6 protein-coding genes are annotated in these 16,331 nt (G+C 71.3%); 4 read left to right on the forward strand and 2 right to left on the reverse strand.

What is annotated here, in order from left to right:
• Positions 1-115 precede the first annotated feature (115 nt).
• Positions 116-2,326: an NADP-dependent isocitrate dehydrogenase gene (locus tag AB0I32_RS15160; RefSeq protein WP_357507317.1), complete on the forward strand. Its 2,211-nt coding sequence runs from the start codon at positions 116-118 to the stop codon at positions 2,324-2,326.
• 835 nt (positions 2,327-3,161) lie between these two features.
• On the forward strand, positions 3,162-6,797 hold the full coding sequence (locus tag AB0I32_RS15165; RefSeq protein ID WP_357507319.1) for an ATP-binding cassette domain-containing protein: 3,636 nt from the start codon (positions 3,162-3,164) through the stop codon (positions 6,795-6,797).
• Between the two features lie 73 nt (positions 6,798-6,870).
• On the opposite strand, the gene AB0I32_RS15170 is transcribed toward AB0I32_RS15165, so the two are convergent.
• Both AB0I32_RS15170 and AB0I32_RS15175 read right to left on the reverse strand, forming a co-directional pair.
• On the reverse strand, positions 6,871-8,451 hold the full coding sequence (locus AB0I32_RS15170; protein ID WP_357507321.1) for a glycosyltransferase family 39 protein: 1,581 nt from the start codon (positions 8,449-8,451) through the stop codon (positions 6,871-6,873).
• Between the two features lie 70 nt (positions 8,452-8,521).
• On the reverse strand, positions 8,522-10,009 hold the full coding sequence (locus AB0I32_RS15175) for an MFS transporter (RefSeq protein WP_357507323.1): 1,488 nt from the start codon (positions 10,007-10,009) through the stop codon (positions 8,522-8,524).
• Positions 10,010-10,115: 106 nt separating this feature from the next.
• Here AB0I32_RS15175 and AB0I32_RS15180 point away from each other — a divergent pair, with 106 nt between their 5' ends.
• Together AB0I32_RS15180 and pulA are read left to right on the forward strand one after the other, a co-directional pair.
• Positions 10,116-10,562, forward strand: a complete 447-nt coding sequence (locus tag AB0I32_RS15180; RefSeq protein ID WP_357507325.1) for a GNAT family N-acetyltransferase — start codon at positions 10,116-10,118, stop codon at positions 10,560-10,562.
• Between the two features lie 135 nt (positions 10,563-10,697).
• Positions 10,698-16,175 (forward strand): pullulanase-type alpha-1,6-glucosidase, encoded by a 5,478-nt coding sequence (gene pulA / locus AB0I32_RS15185; protein WP_357507327.1) that lies wholly within the window; start codon positions 10,698-10,700, stop codon positions 16,173-16,175.
• Positions 16,176-16,331 lie beyond the last annotated feature (156 nt).

The raw sequence follows: 16,331 nt of genomic DNA on the forward strand, positions 1-16,331 counted from the left end.
ACGGGTATGCCGGGGCGTGAGGTGCGTCTCGGAATTCCGGGGACCGCGGCACCCTCGGGTATCTTGATGTCGAGAGATCGGCACATTCCAATAACCCGGGGAGTCAGCCACACCCATGGCCAAGATCATCTATACCCACACGGACGAAGCCCCGCTCCTGGCGACGTACTCGTTCCTGCCGATCGTCTCGGCATACGCGGCGAAGGCCGGTGTGGACGTCGAGACCCGCGACATCTCGCTCGCCGGCCGGATCATCGCGCAGTTCCCGGAGCGGCTCACGGAGGAGCAGCGTCAGGCCGACGCGCTCGCCGAGCTCGGTGAGCTGGCGCACGACCCGTCCGCCAACATCATCAAGCTGCCCAACATCTCGGCCTCGCTGCCGCAGCTGAAGGCAGCCATCGCCGAGCTCCAGGGCCTCGGCTACGACCTGCCGGACTTCCCGGAGAGCGTCGAGACCGACGCCGAGAAGGACGCGCGCGAGCGCTACGGCCGCGTCATGGGCTCCGCCGTGAACCCGGTGCTCCGCCAGGGCAACTCCGACCGCCGGGCACCGGCGTCGGTCAAGAACTACGCGAAGGCGCACCCGCACCGCATGGGTGCGTGGACGCCCGACTCGAAGACGAACGTCGCCACCATGGGCCACGACGACTTCTTCTCCAACGAGAAGTCGGTGGTCATCGAGGCCGACGACACCCTGCGCATCGAGCACGTCGCCGCCGACGGCACCGTCACCGTGCTCAAGGAGTCGCTGCCCGTCCTCGCCGGCGAGGTGGTGGACGGCACGTTCATCGACGGCGCCGCGCTGGACGCGTTCCTGCTCGAGTCGATCGAGCGGGCGAAGGCCGAGGGCGTGCTCTTCTCCGTGCACCTCAAGGCGACGATGATGAAGGTCTCCGACCCGATCATCTTCGGCCACGTGGTGAAGGCCTTCTTCAAGCCGGTCTTCGAGAAGTACGGGCAGGACCTGGCCGACGCCGGCCTGTCGGCGAACGACGGCCTGGGCGGCATCTTCGCCGGCCTCGAGTCGCTGCCGAACGGCGCCGAGATCCGCGCCGCGTTCGACGCCGCGCTGGCCGACGGCCCGAAGATGGCCATGGTGAACTCGGACAAGGGCATCACCAACCTGCACGTGCCGTCCGACGTCATCGTCGACGCCTCGATGCCCGCCATGATCCGCATCGGCGGCCACATGTGGGGGCCCGACGGCGAGGAGGCCGACACCCTCGCGGTGATCCCCGACTCGTCCTACGCCGGTATCTACCAGACCGTCATCGACGACTGCCGCGCCAACGGCGCCCTTGACCCGGCCACGATGGGCTCCGTCCCGAACGTCGGCCTCATGGCGCAGGCGGCCGAGGAGTACGGCTCGCACGACAAGACGTTCGAGATCGCCGTCGACGGCACCGTCCGCATCGTGAACGGCGCCGGCGACGTCGTCATCGAGCACGCCGTCCGCGTCGGCGACGTCTGGCGCGCCTGCCAGACCAAGGACGCCCCGATCCGCGACTGGATCAAGCTGGCCGTCACGCGGGCCCGCGCCTCCGCGACGCCCGCCGTGTTCTGGCTGAACTCGCGCCGCGCGCACGACGCGAACCTGATCAGGAAGATCGAGCAGTACCTGCCGGAGCACGACACCGAGGGTCTCGAGATCCACGTCATGGACCCGTCGGAGGCCACGGCGTTCTCGCTGGCGCGCATCCGCCAGGGCCTCGACACCATCTCCGTGACCGGCAACGTGCTGCGCGACTACAACACCGACCTGTTCCCGATCCTCGAGGTCGGCACGTCGGCGAAGATGCTGTCGATCGTGCCGCTGATGAACGGTGGCGGCCTGTTCGAGACGGGCGCAGGCGGCTCCGCGCCGAAGCACGTCCAGCAGCTCGTCGAGGAGGACTACCTGCGCTGGGACTCGCTGGGTGAGTTCTTCGCGCTGGCCGCGTCGTTCGAGCACCTCGCGGTGAACGAGGGCAACGCCAGGGCCCAGGTCCTGGCCGACACGCTCGACCGTGCCACCGGGACGTTCCTGGGCGAGGACCGCTCCCCGGGTCGCAAGCTCGGCACGATCGACAACCGCGGCTCGCACTTCTACCTGGGCCTGTACTGGGCGCAGGAGCTGGCCACGCAGTCCGACGACGCCGAGCTCGCCGCCACGTTCCAGCCCCTCGCCGAGGCGCTCGCCGCGAGCGAGCAGGCGATCGTGGAGGAGTTGCTCGCGGTCCAGGGCAAGCCGGCCGACATCGGCGGGTACTACCGCCCGGACGAGGCGAAGGTCAACGCGGTGATGCGTCCGAGCAAGACGTTCAACGAGGCTCTCGCGTCCCTCTGACGCTTGCACCTTCACGGTGCGAGAGCGTGGCGCGACGTCTTTCGGCGTGACGCCACGCTCTCGCCGTGCCCGACGGTGTTCGGAATCCTGCGCGGCGAGGACTGCTTGTAGCGATTGACAAATCGGACCAAACCCGTACAGTTTCGCCTGACGATATTCTTTCGAAGAGGGGTTGCTGGTGAAGCGGATCTACAGTGTGGTTATCGCCTTGGTGCTGGCTCTGGGTGGTGCGGTTGTGAGTTCCGGGCCCGCAATGGCGGCGCCCTGCGGGTATTCGTCTACCTTTAACGGTGACCCGATGGATCGAATTCAGACGTACACGGTCAAGTACTTCAACTGTAGCTCCTCGGTTGTGAGCATCAAGATCAAGCGGACCGTATATCCTGCTACGCCTTGCGCAACTGTTACGCCCTACGCGACGCGCACCTGGGAACTTGTGAGTGCCGACGGTTTCGGTACGCCCACCGGTGCAGCTCACTGCTGAGGTTTAAGGGTTCGTCCTTGAGGCGGCGTATTTCACGCCTACCCGCGTGATATTCCGTTTCAGGTTGGCATCTTCTTGCGTGGTTGACGGTGTTTAGCTGAGCCGCGGATTTTTAGGCGGGGAAGGCCGACTTTGATTCTGCAAAGGATCGCGCAGGTGGCTCATCGAAGCTCGGTAACCGTCTTTTTAACCGCCCCCCTCGGCACGCGCGGCATGTCACTTCCCACGTCAGACCCAGGTCACTTCGGCGATCTGGGTCTGACGTGTGCGCTGAGCCTGGGGCGCGACTTCTGTCTCTCCGCGGAAAAAGAGGCAGGGACTGTCGGTGTCTCGACGTAGCCTCAACAGACCATGATCGACGCACCGCAGACACCCGAGATCACGCCCACCTCTGAGGCGTCGCGCAGCGCTGCACGTGCCTTGACAGGCGACCCGGCGCGCCAGCTCGACTGGCGGCGGTTGCGGGGTCCGGCCGCGGTCATCGCCCTGCTCGCCCTCACCGCGGGCGCCGCGGGCCAGGCGCTCGGCACGGTCGCGGCCGGGCAGATGGCGGCGCACGCCACCGTCGTCGGCCTCGTCCTGCTCGCCGCGTGCGTGGTGGGTGGTGCCGTATTCGATGGCGTCGGACAGGTGGTCTGGGCCGGTGTCGTGGACCGCGCCGAGGGCAAGCTCCGGAGCGACCTGCTCAGCGCGGCTCTACGCCAGCCGCTGGCGACGCTCTCCGAGCAGGCCGTTGGTGAGATCCTCGACCGGGTCGACGACGACACGCACGCCGTGGGCACGCTCGTGCGCCGCCAGCTCTGGGGCGCGGGTCGAACGATCGTGGGCATTATCCCGATGTGGATCATCGCAGGCGTCACGTGGTGGCCGGCCTGGTTCTTGTTCCCGGTGCTGGGCGTGATCGTTGCCCTGCTCACCCGACCGCTGCTCGGAGAGATCGCAAGGCGCAAGGTGGTAGAGGAGGCGGCGTGGACCGACCACGCCGCGGCTTTCGAGGAGGCTGTCGCCGCCCGGAACGACCTGCGTACCAGCCTGGGGCAGGCATTTGCCGTGCGCCGGGTGGCGCAGCTGTCTGCGATAGTGCACGAGAAGTTCCGTGCGGTGGTGCGGGTTGAGGAGAGCCTGCTGCGGCGGGCTGGCCTGGTGATGTACGTCCTGTTGGCAGGAACATTCGTCGTCTGTGCGGTGGTGGCCGCCGATGGGGCACTGTCGGCGAAGCAGCTCGTCACGCTGTTTCTGGTCACGACGATGTTCGTGGGCCAGATGGACAACCTCGTGCACCACCTGCCGGACATCCAGGAGGGCCTCGGCGCGGTGCTGCGCATCCGCCAGATGCTCTCGGTCGAGCCGGAGCCCGACGGCGGCGACGACCTGCCGGACGGGCCGCTCGGGCTCGAGGTACGGGACCTGACCTTCGCGTACGCCGAGGGCACGTTCGCGCTGAGCGGCGTGGACCTGTCCGTACCCGCGGGGGAGACGATCGCGCTCGTGGGCCGCACGGGCTCGGGCAAGTCGACGCTGGCCGCGCTGATGTCCCGTGCCGTGGAGCCGGACCCCGGTTCGGTCTTCCTCGGGGGTGCCGACGTACGCGACCTGGACCTGCAGAAGCTGCGCGGCGCCGTGGGTGTCGTCACGCAGCGCACCGAGATCATCGCGGGGACGCTCGCGGAGAACATCGCTCTGTTCGCCGACGTGCCGCGGGCCGACATCGAGCGTGCGGTGCGTGAGCTCGGCCTGACCGACTGGGTCGAAGGCATGCCCGACGGCCTGGAGACCCTGCTCGGGCCGGGCGGTACCACGCTGTCGGCCGGTGAGGAGCAGCTCGTCGCGTTCGCGCGGCTCCTCGTGCGAGACGTGCAGCTCGTCGTCCTCGACGAAGCGACCGCGCGGATGGATCCGCTCACCGAGGCACGCGTGGTGGCGGCGTCGGACCGGCTGCTGACCGGGCGTACCGGCGTGCTCATCGCGCACCGGCTCGGCACCATCGAGCGAGCTGGTCTGGTCGCCGTGCTCGACCACGGCCGCGTGGTCCAGCAGGGGCGGCGCGCCGAGCTCGCTCGTGTACCCGGCCCGTTCCGCACGCTGCTCGAGGCGGGGGCCAGCGACGGCTCGCTGGACGCCGCCCCTGCGGGTGGCGAGACCGACGCCGCTGCCGAGGTGCGGGCTCAGACGGTCGCCGCGCCCGGAGCGGCAACGGCTGAGCCCGGCACAGCCGCTCCCGCGAGCGACACCGCCACGGCAGAACCGGACGCCGTCGGCGGCCGCCGACGGGCCGGGACACCGCCCGACCTGCCCGAGCCGGGCACCGGACCGAGCCTCGCGCGGGGCGTGCTGCACGCGCTCTTCGTCCGCCCCAAGTGGGGCCTGTTCGGGGCCGTCCTGTTCCTCCTGGCAAGCCTGGTGGCGGCGCAGGGCGCGGTCACCGGATTCCTGTGGGGCCGCACCGTCGAGCGCGTCGGCACCGGCGAGCTGCCGGTGAACCTGCTGGTCGCGCTCGCCGTGCTGCTGCTGATGCAGCCGCTGTTCATCTCCCGCGCGCTAGGCGTGTACCCCCGCTGGTGGGTCGAGGTGCTGCTGCGGATCCGGATGTCCGTCATGCACGGCCAGACCCGGCAGTACCGGCTCCCGGCCACGCCGCCCGGTGAGGTCGTGGCCCGGTCCATGGACGCCGACCGGTTCGTGCGGTACGCGGACCGCTGGGTCGACTTCGTCAACGGCCTCGCGATCGTCGCGGTCACCGCGCTGATCAGCGGCACGTGGACCGCGGGCGCCGTCCTGCTGGCGGTCATGGTCGTCTCGGCGCTGGCCTCGGCCATCGGCCGGCCGATCGCCGGCCGGTCGGCAGCGGGTTCCTCCGCGGCGCGTGCGCGGTTCGGCCGCGCTCTGGTCTCGGCGCTCGACTCGGCGCGCACGGTCAAGCTGGCCGCGCGCACGCCCGACGTGCGCCGGCACCTCGGCGAGGTCGACGCCGGCCGCGTGACGGCGGCGATCTTCGAGCACCGGGTGCAGGCGGTCCTCGACTCCGTGCCGCTCGTGACCCTGTACGCGGGCGTCGTCGCAGCATGGTCGTTCTTCCTCACGGACAGGTGGGACCTGGCCACGACGCTGCTCGTGGCGAGCGCCGTGATGGGCTTCGCCTGGTTCGGCGTCGTGGCGGGTGCGGTCGTCACCGAGGCCCCCGGTACCCGGGCCTGGCAGGTCGCCACGGCCCGGTTCGCCGGCGGCACCGACCTCGTGTCGCGGCAGCGCGGCGTGGACCTCGTGACCGGCACTGCGCCCGCTCCCGAGCCCACCCGGCGTGAGCCCCTGGACCGCCTGGAGCTGCGCGACCTGACGGCCGTGCACGACGACGGCACGATCGGCGTCTCCGACGTCGACCTCGAGATCAGGCGTGGCGAGCTCGTGCTGCTCCTGGGCCAGGTCGGCTCGGGCAAGTCGTCGCTGCTGTCCGCGCTGGCGGGCCTCATGGAGCACACCGGCGAGGTCAGGTGGAACGGCACGGAGGTGACGGACGCCCAGGCGTTCCTGCGCCCCGGCCAGGTGGCGCACGTGGCCCAGGTGCCGCGGGTGCTGTCCGGCACGTTCTCGGACAACGTGCGGCTCGACCACGCACGCGACATCGAGGGACCGGTCCAGGGTGCGCGTCTGGCCCAGGACATGGCGGAGGCGGGCGGCCCGCACGCCCTCGTGGGGCACCGTGGCGTGCGCCTGTCGGGCGGGCAGGTGCAGCGGCTCGCGCTCGCGCGGGCACTCGCCGCGGACACCGAGCTTCTCCTGGCCGACGACGTCTCCAGCGCGCTGGACGCCTCGACCGAGATCGAGCTGTGGACCGCCCTGCGGGAGCGGGGCACCACGGTGGTCGGCGCGACGTCGAAGCGTGCGGCCCTTGCCCGCGCCGACCGCGTGGTGGTGCTGGTGGACGGCAAGGTGGCCGACGTCGGGCCGTGGGCCGGTCTCGCGCCGAGGTGGAGCCACCTCGCGGGCTGACGGCCGTTCGACTGTCCTTGCCCGCGGAGCCCGACAGGCTTCGCGGGCAAGGACAGGCATCAGGTCGTTCGCGTCAGTCCAGGTGCCGCAGCCCAGGCCACACGGCTGCCCAGCCGCCCACCGGCTCGCGGCACACCAGCACCGACACGCCCTGTTCCTCGTTGTCGACATCGACGCCGTTGTCGAGCTGCCCCTCGACGGCGCACTCCGCGAACCGGTCACCCCAGGCCCCGGGCGCCTCGGTGACGACCAGCGCGATGCTCGCCCACTCCGGCGGTGGGCCGTACTCCCAGAGCTCGTTGTGCCCCGAGTACGCCGGCGGCAGGCCGAGCGCCGGGCCGTACCGGTCCACCGCCCCGGCCTCGCCGTAGTTCTGGGTGAAGACCACCGCCCGGTCCTGGTCCGCCTGGGGCAGCGCACCGTGCACGTCGGCGATCTGCCGCACGTACTCCGGCCAGCCGACGGCGTCCTGGGCCGACGCGTTGATATCGGCGACCGGCGTCCCGGCCAGGTCCTCGACGGGCACCAGGGGCAGGCTGATGACCAGGCACGCCGCCGCGTTCACCAGTACGACCGCCGCGACGGCCACCCGCCGCCACGTCGTCCGGGCCCAGGCCGCGACCGGGACGCAGCCGGCGGCGAAGAGCACCGCGAGCAGGCCGGTCGCGTAGTACGTCTGGGACCCGGCCGCGTAGGTGAACGCCAGCAGCACCGGGTACGCGACCACCAGGAACCGTAGTGTCGGCCGACGCCGCCACAACCAGAACAGCCCGACCAGCCAGATGAACGCGAGCGGCGGCCCGAGGGTGAGCAGCTGGAACAGCCACATCTCGGCACGCACGTCCGCGGCGTTGTTCTCGCCGAGCGCCGCGCCCATCGCGAGCTGCGGCCAGCCGTTCGTGGCTTGGTAGAGGAGGTTCGGGAGTCCCACCAGCAGGGCGACGGCAGCGCCTGCCCAGGGCCAGGGCGTCGCGAGCGGCCAGCGGACGGTCCCGTCCAGGCCTTCCGCCGGTGCCGTCGCGCCCGCCACGCCCGCCGTACGGAGCGGCCGCCACGGCCACGCGACCAGCAGACCCACCACCATTGCGCCGACCAGCGCCGCCACCAACAGCTTGTTGTACATGGCGACGCCCGTGACCAGCCCTGCGGCGAGCCACCAGCGCGGGTCGCGCCGCACCGCCCGGATCACGCACAGCAGCACCGTCGGCCAGACGACAAGGTCCAGGCTCGCGGTGAGAAACGTGTGCCCGAACGCCAGCGGGATCGCCGCCGTCCCGTATCCCCAGGCGGCCAGCGCCTGCGCACCGGCGCGCCCGCCCAGCTCGCGCGCGACGAGCGCGATCACGATGATCGCGGCGAGGTGTGCCAGCGTGGCCGGCACCCGCATGACCAGCAGCGTGTCGCCGAACAGGTCGGCGAACGTCCGTGCGAGCCAGGGGGTGAGCGGCGGCTGGTCCACGTATCCCCAGGCCGGGTCGAGCATGCGGAAGTACAGCTCGTCGCGGTGGTACCCGTACCGGGTGCTGACGGCGGTCAGCAGCACGCCGAGGGCAAGTACCGCGGCCCCCACGGGCGCCCAGGCCACGGGGGGCAGTGCGTCGGCCGGGCGCGCCGACAGCGTGCCAGGGTCGGGTGGTGCGGACGCGACCGCCATGGCCGGAACGTACCGGCCGCCGTCCGCGGCGCGCCAGGGCCGGCGCGGGTGGTCTTCTGCGCCGCCGGGACTAAGCGGGCCGCACCCGGTCGTCGACCCGGCGCGGCAGAGTGAAGACCAGCAGGAACGCGGCCACGGCCAGCGCGGCGCTCGTCGCCATCGCCATGGTCGCGGCGTGCGCGAAGGTGTCGGCGACCACCTCGGGCGTCGGCCGTCCGGGTGGGAACGTGAGCGACCCGAAGAGCACCGAGCCGACGACGGCGATGCCCGCCGCCGATCCGACCCGCTGCATCGTGCCGATCACGCCGGACGCCGCACCGGCCTGGTCGCGGTCCACGGTCGCGACGATGAACTGGGCGTTCGGCGCGATGAACAGGCCGCTGCCGATGCCGCCGACCAGCAGGGGCGCCGCGAGGGTCCAGTGCGTCAGGTCGCCGGTCGGCACCAGCCAGAGCACGAGCCACAGCGACACGAGCCCCAGCGCGACCATGCCGGTGCCGATCACGAGCACCGACCGGCCAAGGCGGTGCGCCAGGCGTTCGCTCTGCGACGCACCGACGATCGACCCGATGGCGAACGGCACCGACACGATCCCCGACGCCAGCGCCGAGTGGCCGAGCCCCGACTGCCAGAAGATCGAGATCGTGAAGAAGATGCTGGTGAAGGCCGCGAAGTAGACCAGCGCGAGGATCACGCCGCCGGTGAACGCGGCGTGGGCGAACAGGCGGGGCGGCACGAGGGGGCTGCCGCCGCGTCCCGCGACCCGGCGCTCCCAGAACGCGAACGCGACGAGCAGCAGCAGGCCGCCCACCAGCGACGTCCAGGTCCACCACGGCCAGCCGGCGTCCTCGCCCTCGATGAGCGGCACCAGCACGGCGACGAGCGCGACCGAGATCAGCAGCAGCCCCACGACGTCGACCCCACGCGCGGAGCCGCCCACGACGATGCGGGGCAGCAGCACGATCGCAGCGGCGACCGCGATCACCCCGAAGGGCAGGTTGACGAAGAAGATCGAGCGCCAGCCCTCGTTCTCGCCGAACGCCTCGATGAGCAGGCCGCCGACGATCGGCCCGAGGGCGGTGGAGAACCCGATGGCCGCGCCCATCACCGCGAACGCCCTGCCGCGCGTGCGGCCGGCGAACATGAGCTGGATCAGCGCCGTCACGGCCGGGAAGAAGATGCCGCCGCACAGGCCCTGGACCACGCGGGCCACGATCAGCTCGGTGGCGCCCGCCGCGAGCCCGCACCAGAGGCTCGCGAGCGTGAACCCGGCCAGGCCCACGACGAACACCCACTTGTGGCCCACCCGGTCACCCACCCGGCCGGCAGGGATGAGGGCCAGGCCGTAGGCGAGCGCGTACCCGGAGATGATCCACGACAGGGTTCCCTCGGACGCGTCGAGCGACGTGCGGATCGTCGGCAGCGCGACGTTCACGATCGTCGTGTCGAGCAGGGCCATCGAGACGCCGAGGATGAGCACGGCGAGCGCGATCCACGAGCTGCGCGGGGCTTTGTCAGGGGAGCTGTTCGACGCCGCGGGCGCGGGGGAGCTGGTCACGGAAGTGCGCCTCTCGGAGAAGGGGGAACTCAAAGATCGTACGTGCCGGAGGTGGGGCGCAGCCGGACGGTCCGGGGGCCTGGCACGTCTGCCTAGGGTGAGACTCATGGATCTGATCTTTCGTGAGGCCGAGCGTGACGACCTCGAACGCATCGTCGAGCTCATCGCCGACGACGCCGTGGCGGCTCGCCGCACCGGCAGCTATGGCGAGCCGCACGTCCGGGGCTTCGAGGCCGTCGCCGCGAGCCCGGACAACGAGCTGGTCGTCGCGGAGTCGGGCGGTGAGGTCATCGGCGTCATGCAGCTCACGTTCATCCCGGGCATCTCCCGGAACGGCGCCTCCCGGCTCCTGGTCGAGGCGGTGCGGGTGAGCAGCGAGCTGCGGGGCCAGGGCATCGGCCGTCGCCTGATGGAGCACGCCCACGAGCGCGGTCGTGCGCGGGGCTGCGCCCTGGCCCAGCTCACGTCGGACAAGCAGCGGCCCGAGGCGCACCGCTTCTACCGGAGCCTCGGCTACGAGCAGTCCCACGAGGGCTTCAAGCTCCCGCTCTGACGGCGCCGGCCGCCCACCGTCGAAAGTGTCGGGGCGGGTCAATCCCCGCACCTGGACCCTTGCTGCAAAGTTCTGCAAGCGTTACAGTCGCGCTCGGACCACACATCTGGGTTCCGGACGACGAAGGGGTCATCCATGTCTCGCACCGCGCGCCCGCGCCTCACCCAGCTCGGCGCGGCCGCCGTCGCGACAGCCCTCGCGGCATCGGTCGGGCTCGCCGCCTCGGCATCGGCGTTGACCGGCACGGCCATACCCGCCGCGACCACCGCGACCGAGGTGGTGGACCGTACGGCCGCCCTCGTGGGCAGCCTCCAGGACGAGCTCGGCTGTGCCGCCGACTGGGACCCCGCGTGCGCCGCGACCGAGCTGGTCGCCCAGGGCGACGGCACGTTCGTCGCCGAGTTCGAGGTCCCGGCCGGAACCTACGAGTACAAGGTCGCGCTGAACGACGCGTGGGACGAGTCCTACGGCCGCGACGGCGGCCAGGACAACATCCCGCTCCATCTCGAAGGGCCCGCGACGCTCCGCGTCACCTACGACGACGCCACCCACCGCACCGCTCTGACCCCGCTCACTCTCGAGGGCGACTACACGCCGGCCGACGACGCACGGGTCCACGACCCGGTCCGTCAGCCGGGCAGCGACGAGCGCTTCTACTTCGTGATGACCGACCGGTTCGCCAACGGCGACCCGGCCAACGACGAGGGCGGCCTGACGGGCGACCGGCTCACCACCGGCTTCGACCCGGCCGACAAGGGCTTCTACCAGGGCGGCGACCTCGCGGGCCTGCGCCAGAACCTCGACTACATCGAAGACCTGGGCACGACGGCGATCTGGCTCACCCCGAGCTTCCTCAACCGCCCCGTACAAGGCGAGGGTGCCGACGTGAGCGCCGGGTACCACGGCTACTGGATCACCGACTTCACGCGTATCGACCCACACCTGGGCACCAACGCCGAGCTCGAGGCCCTGATCGACGACGCCCACGCGCGCGGCCTCAAGGTCTACTTCGACATCATCACCAACCACACGGCCGACGTCGTCGACTACGCCGAGGGCACCTACGACTACGTGGACCAGGCCACCGCCCCGTACGAGGACGCCGCCGGCAACCCGTTCGACCCCGCCGACCACGCGGGGACGGGCAGCTTCCCCGAGCTCGACGCCGCGACGAGCTTTCCGTACACGCCCGTCATCGACCCGGCCGACCAGGACGTCAAGGTCCCGGCCTGGCTCAACGACCCCACGCTCTACCACAACCGGGGCAACTCGACGTGGGCCGGGGAGTCGGTGACCTACGGCGACTTCAGCGGCCTGGACGACCTCATGACCGAGCACCCGACCGTCGTCGACGGCTTCGAGGAGATCTACAAGGCGTGGATCGACCTCGGCATCGACGGGTTCCGCATCGACACCGTCAAGCACGTGAACTTCGAGTTCTGGGAGGAGTGGTCGGCCGAGATCGAGGAGTACGCGCACGCCCAGGGCAAGGACGAGTTCTTCACGTTCGGCGAGGTGTACGACGCCGACGCCGTCAAGACCTCCCCGTACGTGCGCCGCACGGACATGAGCTCCGTGCTCGACTTCTCCTTCCAGTCCGCCGCCACGAGCTACGCGAGCGGCAACAGCGCGCAGCGGCTCGCGGACCTGTACGCCTCCGACGACCTGTACACCACGCCGCACAGCAGCCCCGCCGCACTGTCGACGTTCCTCGGCAACCACGACATGGGCCGCGTGGGCTACATGCTGGCCGGCTCCGACGACCCGCTGGCACGCGACGAGCTGGCGCACGAGCTGATGTACCTCACGCGCGGCCAGCCGGTCGTCTACTACGGCGACGAGCAGGGCTTCGTGGGCACCGGCGGTGACAAGGACGCCCGGCAGACCCTGTTCGCCACGCAGGTCGACGAGTACGCGAACCAGACCCTGGTCACGGGTGAGCAGGCCGGGAGCGTGGACCGCTACGGCACCGACGCGCCGCTCTACGAGCACATCGCGGCCCTCGCCGACCTGCGGGAGGACCACCCCGCGCTCGCCACGGGTGCCCAGATCGAGCGCTTCGCCGCCGACGGCGCAGGCGTCTACGCGTTCTCCCGGGTGCACCGCGACGAGCGGGTCGAGCACCTGGTCGCCGCCAACAACGCGGCCGCCGAGCGGACGGTCACCTTCGAGTCGCTCACCCCGGGCGCCGGCTTCACGCCGCTGTACGGCACGGAGGCGACGGTCACGGCAGACGCCGACGGCGCGGTCACCCTGACCGTCCCCGCCCGCTCAGCGGTCGTGCTGGTCGCCGACCGGACCGTGGGCGCCGACTCCGCGGGAGCCGTAACCGTCGTCCCGGGCACGAGCGCCCGGCCCGGCGCCGCACTCTCCGGCGTCGCCCCGGTCGCCGCCGGTATCGACGACGCCTGGGCCGAGACCTCCTTCGCCTGGCGCGCGGTCGGCACCGACGAGTGGCACCACCTCGGCACCGCCGAGGACACGACACCGCGCGTGTTCCACGACGTGAGCGCCAACGGCGCGGACCTGCCCGACGGCACCCTCGTCGAGTACCGCACGGTGACCCGGGACGCCGACGGCGACCGCGCCGCCGCCAGCTCGTACGCCTCGGTGGGCGTCGACGTGAGCGGAGTGGTGGACGACGGCACCGACCCCGACATCGACATGGTCACCGTCGCCGGCTCGCACAACAGCGAGATGGGCTGCGCCGGCGACTGGACCCCGGACTGCGAGGCCGCGCGCCTCACTCTCGCCGAGGACGGCACCTACACGGGCACGTTCGAGCTGCCCGCAGGCTCGTACGAGTTCAAGGTGGCCGTGAACGGCTCCTGGGCGGAGAACTACGGCGCCGACGGCGTGCGCGACGGCGCCAACATCCCGTACTCCACGGGCGGCGGCCCGGTGACCTTCACCTGGGACCCGGAGACCAAGGTGCCCACCGTCCAGGTCGGCACCCCGGGGACGCCGGGGGAGGGGCAGCAGGCGGCGCACTGGGTCCGCGAGAACCTGGTGCTGGTGCCCGCCCAGGACTTCGGCGCCGGTGACCGCTGGACGCTGGAGACCGGCGACCCGGAGGATCCGACGTCGTACGCGCTGCACCCGGGCGAGGTGCCCGCGGACGCGGCCGAGGACTTCCCGCACCTGGCCGAGCACCTCGCCCTGGAGGTCGAGGGCATGGACCGCGCCGCGGCGGCGTCGGCCCTGCGGGGTGCGCTCCGGCTGACCCGGCATGACGGCGAGACGCTCACCGCGGCCACGGGCGTGCAGATCCCGGGCGTGCTGGACGACCTGTTCGCCACCGACCGTCCCCTGGGCGTGACGTGGCGAGGCAGCAAGGCGTCGTTCGCGCTGTGGGCACCGACGGCCCGCGCGGTGACGTTGCAGGCCTGGCCTGCCGGGTCGTCGCTCGACGCCGAGCCGCGCGCCTTCGAGATGGAGCGGCAGGACGACGGCGCCTGGACGGTCGACGGCGGGCGTGGCCTCGACAAGCGAACGGGCTGGCAGGGAGCTCGGTACCGGTACGCCGTCGAGGTGTACGTGCCGAGCACCGGCCAGGTCGAGACCAACGTCGTGACCGACCCCTACTCGGTGGGCCTCACGCTCGACTCGACGCACTCGGTGGCGGTGGACCTCGACGCGGCGGACTGGCGACCCAAGGTCTGGCGCACCACGCCCGCGCCGGTCGTCGAGAACCCGGTGGACCAGACGATCTACGAGCTGCACGTGCGCGACTTCTCGATCTCTGACGAGACAGTGCCCGAGCGTCTGCGCGGCACCTACGGTGCATTCGGCGCGAGCCGGTCGGACGGGATGACCCACCTGCGCTCGCTGGCCGACGCCGGTCTGACCACCGTGCACCTGCTGCCCACGTTCGACATCGCCTCGATCCCCGAGGGCCGTGCGGACCAGGCCACGACCGGCGACCTGTCGGGCTTCGCGCCGGACAGTGAGGAGCAGCAGGCCGCCGTCGCGGAGGTCCAGGGGCAGGACGGCTTCAACTGGGGCTACGACCCGTACCACTTCATGGCGCCGGAGGGCTCCTACGCCGTCGAGGCCGAGGGCGGCAAGCGTGTCGCCGAGTTCCGCTCGATGGTCGGCAACCTGCACCGGGCCGGTCTCCAGGTGGTGCTCGACCAGGTGTTCAACCACACGGCGGCGTCGGGCCAGGACCCGAAGTCGGTGCTGGACCGCGTGGTGCCCGGCTACTACCACCGGCTGAACCCGGTCAGCGGCGCGGTCGAGACCAGCACCTGCTGCCAGAACGTCGCCACGGAGCACGCCATGGCGCAGAAGCTGATGGTGGACTCGGTGGTCACCTGGGCCCGTGACTACCGCGTGGACGGGTTCCGGTTCGACCTCATGGGACACCACTCGCGGGAGAACATGGAGGCGGTCCGGGCGGCCCTGGACGAGCTCACCCTGCGGCGCGACGGCGTGGACGGCAAGAGCGTCTACCTGTACGGCGAGGGCTGGAACTTCGGCGAGGTCGCCAACAACGCGCGGTTCGAGCAGGCCACGCAGGGCCAGCTCGGCGGCACGGGTATCGGCACGTTCAGCGACCGCCTGCGCGACGCCGTCCACGGCGGCTCGCCGGTCGACGGCGCCTCCTTGTTCACGCAGGGCTTCGGGACGGGGCTGTTCACCGACCCGAACGGCAGGGACGCGCGGCTCGACGACCCGTCGTCGGTCAACGACGGCGGGGCCGACGAAGCGGCGGACCTGGCGCACCAGAGCGACCTCGTGAAGCTCGGCCTGGCCGGCAACCTGCGCTCCTACGAGATCACCACCGCAGACGGCGAGCGGGTGCGCGGCGACGAGCTGGACTACCGCGGCTCGCCGGCAGGGTACGCGGAGTCGCCCGAGGAGGTCGTGACCTACGTGGACGCGCACGACAACGAGACGCTGTTCGACCTGCTCACGCTCAAGCTGCCGGCGGACACCCCGATGACCGACCGGGTCCGGATGAACACGGTGTCGCTCGCGACCGCCGCGCTGTCCCAGTCGCCGTCGTTCTGGCACGCGGGCACCGACCTGCTGCGCTCGAAGTCGCTGGACCGCAACTCGTACGACTCGGGCGACTGGTTCAACGCCATCGACTGGTCGGGGCGGGACAACGGGTTCGGGCGTGGTCTGCCGATGGCGGCCGACAACGAGGACAAGTGGCCGCTCCAGGGCCCGCTCCTGGCCGACCCGGCGCTCAAGCCGGCCCCTGACGACATCGCGTTCGCGTCGGCGCAGGCGAGCGAGCTGCTGGAGCTGCGGCACTCGACGGACCTGTTCCGGCTGGGCTCCGCCGAGCTGATCCGGCAGAAGGTGACGTTCCCGGGTTCGGGCCCGGACGCGGTCCCCGGGGTGATCACCATGTCGATCGACGACCGTGCGGGATCGTCCGACGTCGACCGGCGGCTGGACGGGGTGCTCGTGGTGTTCAACGCGTCGCCGACGTCGGCCACCGTGGAGGTGCCCGAGCTCGCGGGCCGCGACTACGCCCTCTCGCGGGTGCAGGTGCGCGGGGCGGACGCCGTCGTGCGGGAGACGGAGTGGGACGCGGCGGACGGGACCGTCACGGTCCCCGCGAGGACGGTCGCCGTCCTGACCGACGCCCGAGGCTGACCACCTGACCGCAGACTTGTCGGAGACGCCGGTCGCCGACAAGTCTGCGGTCAGGGCGGGGGGTCCGGCTGACAGCGCTGACAATCAACCCTTGACTCTGACCCGTCGGGGGTGAATCGTGTGCCCCAGATGGTCTGGCAGAGCTGCCGGATTTCG

The organism is Promicromonospora sp. NPDC050249, assembly GCF_040656015.1.
Taxonomy (GTDB): domain Bacteria; phylum Actinomycetota; class Actinomycetes; order Actinomycetales; family Cellulomonadaceae; genus Promicromonospora.